The sequence below is a fragment of the Polaromonas sp. P1_G2 genome (assembly GCF_056405515.1).
In genome coordinates this window covers 1-360 of the sequence record NZ_JBFUBY010001759.1, presented here as the reverse complement: position 1 = coordinate 360, position 360 = coordinate 1, and the positions used below count along the sequence as shown (strand labels likewise).

Annotated in this window: 1 protein-coding gene; it reads left to right on the top strand. The window is 57.5% G+C overall.

Annotated features, from left to right (window positions below; all coding sequences use genetic code 11):
- The coding region (locus AC1D0P_RS32465) for a hypothetical protein (RefSeq protein WP_477680476.1) at nt 1–204 on the top strand (204 nt) is incomplete at its 5' end.
- Between the last annotated feature and the right edge of the window lie 156 nt (nt 205–360).

The following is a 360-nucleotide window of genomic DNA, read 5'->3' as shown; positions in this document are numbered from 1 at the left end:
ACGGAATTCAAGGACGTGCTGGATGCGCAGGCGGACCTTTACAATGCCGAGCTCAGCCTTGCGCAGAGCACGCAGCAGGTCAACCTCAACTATGTCGCGCTCTGCCAGGCGCTGGGTGGCGGCTGGTTCGGCGACGAGCCGGTCATGTCGGAAGACACGATCAAGCTGTTCAACGACCCGACCTACGGCCTCAAGACAAATTAAACGGCGTGATGATCTCGATCGCCGAAAGCTGCGGTCCCGCCATTTGCGGGATTGCATGATGTGATTTGAGAAAGGCGCGGAACACCGAAGCGGCATCACTGCTCAAATTGTGATGCAGCACATAGTGCAGCCGTTCCTGCCTCAGCAGTTCGACAT